The sequence below is a fragment of the Candidatus Methylomirabilota bacterium genome (genome assembly GCA_027293415.1).
Lineage (GTDB): Bacteria > Methylomirabilota > Methylomirabilia > Methylomirabilales > CSP1-5 > CSP1-5.
In genome coordinates, this window is the sequence record JAPUFX010000106.1 from 1 (window position 1) to 4454 (window position 4454).

The 4454-nt window shown below is 54.4% G+C and carries 3 protein-coding genes; all 3 read right to left on the bottom strand.

Annotated features, from left to right (window positions below):
* A partial coding sequence (gene atpD / locus O6929_07935; GenBank protein ID MCZ6480317.1) for a F0F1 ATP synthase subunit beta occupies positions 1-1203 on the bottom strand: 1203 nt, incomplete at its 3' end.
* A 25-nt stretch (positions 1204-1228) separates the two neighbouring features.
* The gene (gene atpG, locus O6929_07940) at positions 1229-2089 is read right to left on the bottom strand and encodes an ATP synthase F1 subunit gamma (GenBank protein ID MCZ6480318.1); all 861 of its coding nucleotides are present in this window, start codon (positions 2087-2089) and stop codon (positions 1229-1231) included.
* A gap of 181 nt (positions 2090-2270) precedes the next feature.
* Complete coding sequence (atpA, locus tag O6929_07945) at positions 2271-3776, bottom strand: F0F1 ATP synthase subunit alpha (protein ID MCZ6480319.1); 1506 nt, start codon at positions 3774-3776, stop codon at positions 2271-2273.
* Between the last annotated feature and the right edge of the window lie 678 nt (positions 3777-4454).

Here is a 4454-nt window from a genome sequence, read left to right on the forward strand (position 1 = left end):
TCTCGCCCTGGTTACTACGAGCCTGTCTTCCTCGGATAGCTCGTCCATCCCGAGAATTGCGATGATGTCCTGGAGGTCCTTATAGCGCTGTAGGAGAACCTGTATTTGACGAGCGACCTGGTAATGCTCCTCACCGAGAACCCGTGGATCCAGAATACGCGATGTGGAATCGAGCGGATCTACAGCTGGGTAAATTCCTAGTTCGGCGATCTGGCGTGAGAGGACCGTTGTGGCGTCCAGGTGGGCAAAGGTCGTCGCAGGTGCGGGATCAGTTAGGTCGTCCGCAGGGACGTAGATCGCTTGAACGGAAGTAATGGAACCCTTGCGTGTTGAAGTGATCCGCTCTTCCAATTCTCCCAGGTCCGTCGACAAGGTCGGTTGATACCCTACGGCCGAAGGCATGCGTCCGAGAAGGGTGGAGACCTCAGAATTGGCCTGGGTGAAGCGAAAGATATTATCGATAAAGAGCAGAACATCTTTTCCCTCTTCATCGCGGAAGTACTCTGCCAAGGTGAGGGCTGAGAGGCCGACACGTGCCCTGGCCCCGGGAGGCTCACTCATCTGGCCATAGACCAGCGCCGCCTTGCTGATAACTCCCGACTCCTTCATCTCTAGCCACAGGTCGTTCCCTTCACGGGTTCTCTCCCCCACGCCGCCAAACACGGAATAGCCGCCGTGTTTCAACGCGACGTTATGAATCAGCTCCATCAGGATAACGGTCTTGCCCACACCGGCGCCCCCAAAGAGGCCTATCTTTCCGCCGCGTGAGTAGGGGGCGAGCAGATCGACTACTTTGATCCCCGTTTCGAAGGCCTGGACTTGGGTTTCCTGATCCGCAAAGGCGGGGGCAGGACGGTGAATGGGAAGGCGGGTCTTTGCCTGGATTGGCGGGCCTTCGTCGATGGGTTCGCCGATCACGTTGAGGATGCGTCCTAGTGTCTCTTCACCCACCGGCACTGTAATACCCTCACCCGTATCCACGGCAGCCATCCCCCGAACCAGTCCATCTGTGCCGTCCATCGCAATGCAGCGTACGGTATTTTCTCCCAGGTGTTGGGCTACCTCCACAATCAGGTTTCCTTCCTGGTCGCTGATGGCAGGATTGGTGATTTTGAGTGCGTTGTAGATGGGAGGTATGGAGCCATCAGAAAACTCCACATCCACCACGGCTCCGGTCACCTGTGTGATCTTACCCACATTCATAGATTCATAACCTCCCTTTCGTGCATCACTTCAATGCCTCGGCGGTGGAGACCACCTCCAAGAGCTCCCTGGTTATCGAGGCCTGTCGAGCACGGTTCATTTGTAAGGTCAAACTGCTGATCATATCCCCGGCGTTGGTTGTGGCGGATTCCATGGCAGTCATCCGTGCCCCATGCTCGCTGGCAACCGCTTCCAGGAGTGCGCGATAGATGGTTACTTCCACCACCTTGGGTAACAGACTCGAGAGCACTGCCTGATCACTGGGTTCAAACAGGTACTCAATGGCTTGCTCCTGCTCGGGCTCGTCACCCTTAGCCACTGGAATGAGTTTCTGCACGGTTGGGACCTGGGAGAGAGCCGACTGGAAGCGGCTATAAAGGATATAGCTCCCGTCGGATTCCTCCCTTAGAAAACGGCCTATGGTTTTTTCTGCGATCTCGCCGGCCAAACTCTCCAGCGGGCGGTTCCCAATATTCACGTATCGATCGCCGATTTCAACGTTGCGGCGGCGGCAGTAATCGGCTCCTTTGCGTCCAACCACGGTGAGGGTGACCTGGCCCTGCGGGGTGTGGGTGCGGAGGAACCCCTCTGCGGTACGGATCAAATTAGCGTTGTAACCACCGCAAAGGCCGCGATCGGAGGTAAGTAATATAAGCTCAATTCGATTTTCCTCTCGATCCATTAGCAGCGGATGGGTTTCATCGGGTGTGCGAGACGATAGATTCTTGAGTAGGGCAACCATCTTCTCCGCATAGGGGCGCGCCCTTTCCGCGGCCTCTTGGGCACGTCGCAACTTGGCCGCCGAAACCATTTTCATGGCCTTGGTAATCTGCTGGGTGTTGCGCACCGAACTGATACGCTTACGTATTACCTTGAGGGTTGCCATTACTGCTTTTCAGACTGTTGAAAAAGGCCCATCTGTGGCGTTGCGCTGGACCGCCTCGCTCCAACGTACTTCCATGTACGCCTCCGCTCGTCGGTCTGTCGCGCGCCGCTCGACTGAGCTACGCCGAAGCCTTGCATCTGGGACCTTTTTGACCAGCCTGGTTCCATGGTTTTAACTTTAATTATTTGAAATTCGCGTTGAAATCTTCCAGGATCTTGTTGATCTTGCCTTTGATCTCGTCGGTTATTTCACGTCGCTTCAGGATCTCATCGAATAGGTCAGGGGCCTTGGCCTCCACAAAGGCAATAAGCTCTTCCTCGTATTTCTTGATGGCCTCCACCGGTAGGTGGTCTACGAAGCCATTGGTACCGACATAGATAATAAGGATCTGCTTCGCTACGGGAAGGGGTTCGTATTGTCCCTGTTTGAGGATCTCAACCAGGCGGCTTCCTCTGGCGATCTGCCGTTGAGTGACTTGGTCCAAGTCGGACCCGAACTGAGCGAAGGCAGCCATCTCTCGGTATTGAGCGAGATCGAGACGCAATCCTCCGGCTACCTGCTTCATCGCCTTGATCTGTGCAGCACCCCCCACTCGGGAAACCGAGAGCCCCACGTTGATGGCTGGCCGCACGCCGGAATAAAAGAGATCGGTCTCGAGATAGATTTGACCGTCGGTGATGGAGATGACTTTGGTAGGGATATAGGCAGAGACATCCCCAGCCTGGGTTTCTATGATGGGCAGAGCCGTTAGAGAACCGCCACCGAGGGCGTCGTTCATTTTAGCCGCCCTCTCCAACAGCCGGGAGTGGAGGTAGAAGATATCACCAGGAAAGGCCTCTCGTCCGGGAGGCCGACGAAGGAGCAGCGAGAGTTGGCGGTAGGCCACAGCATGCTTGGAGAGGTCATCGTAGATCACCAAGGCATGGCCACCGTTGTCGCGGATGTGCTCTCCTATGGTGCAACCGCTGTAGGGAGCTATGTACTGCAGCGGAGCGGGCTCAGAGGCACTCGCGGATACAACCACGGTGTAGTCCATTGCGCCATACTGTCTGAGCTTGTCCACGACCTGGGCTACGGTGGATCTCTTCTGTCCGACGGCAACATAGATACAGGTGACGTCGCCCCCCTTTTGGTTGATGATCGTATCGATCACCACCGCCGTCTTTCCGGTTTGGCGGTCTCCAATAATCAGCTCACGCTGTCCCCGGCCAATGGGGGTCATCGCATCGATGGCCTTGAGCCCTGTTTGGAGCGGCTCTTTAACGGGCTGACGAGCAACGATTCCTGGGGCCTTGAGTTCGATCCTTCTGTTTTCTGTGGCCTCAATGGGTCCTCGTCCGTCGATGGGTTCTCCGAGGGGATTGATGACTCTCCCGACGAGGGCCTTGCCCACAGGTATCTCGGTGATTTTCCCGGTACGCTTTGCCGTATCTCCCTCTTTGATGAGGTGAGTTTCACCTAAGAGCGCGACACCCACGTTATCCTCTTCCAGGTTCAGCACCATGCCATAAACCCCGTGTGGAAATGACAGGAGCTCTCCAGCAGCAGCATTTTGGAGACCATAAATCCGGGCAATTCCGTCACCGGTGGATAGCACAGTCCCAACTTCTTCAATCTGAACACCTTTATCGTAGTCCTGGATTTGCTGTTTAATAATCCGGCTGATTTCGGCGGTCCCTATGTCCATTTCAATCCTCCGACTTGTCAATCAGTTCCTTAGGCCCTTACCCATAGAAATTTTAATAGAACAACTCCAACAATGTGTATCGCGCCAAAACCCAAGGTGCAAAGAATTTTTAACCGCAGATTTACGCCGATTCTCGCAGACAAGCATTCGGACATTCCACCGCAGAGACGCAGAGTACGCAAAGGGAAGAATTTTTGCCCAATCGGGAGACGACGATTGGGCAAAAGATTTTGCCTAAATGCAGATAAGTTTTTGTTTGTCGTGGTCTCCCGACAAACAAAAAAGGCAATTCTCTGCGCCCTCTGTGGTTCGACCGATTCGACTGGCTCGCGGCCCTGAGTGCATCGAAGGGCGCCTCTGCAGTGACTCATTCTTCATCTGCGATAATCTGCGTAAATCTGCGGTAAGTTATTCGGCTCTATCTCCATCTTTCGGCGGTTAATTTCTAAACGCTTGGCGTCCTTTGCGCCTTTGCGCGAGTGATCTTTTTCCCGATTCCCCCAGTCGAAATTAAACCGAAAATTTCACATATCTTTGCCTAGTGATTATCCTCGTTCGATGGTTTCCTTCATCCGTTCGAGTTGGGTCCGTATACTACCATCATAAACCTTGCCCTCCAGCTCAATCAGAAGTCCTCCGATGAGATCCGGACGGGTCTCCTCCTTAAGGATCACTTCT

Excerpts from the sequence above, each read along its gene's own strand:
- atpA (MCZ6480319.1), bottom strand. The coding sequence starts at position 3,776 with ATGGACATAGGGACCGCCGAAATCAGCCGGATTATTAAACAGCAAATC.
- atpG (MCZ6480318.1), bottom strand. The coding sequence starts at position 2,089 with ATGGCAACCCTCAAGGTAATACGTAAGCGTATCAGTTCGGTGCGCAAC.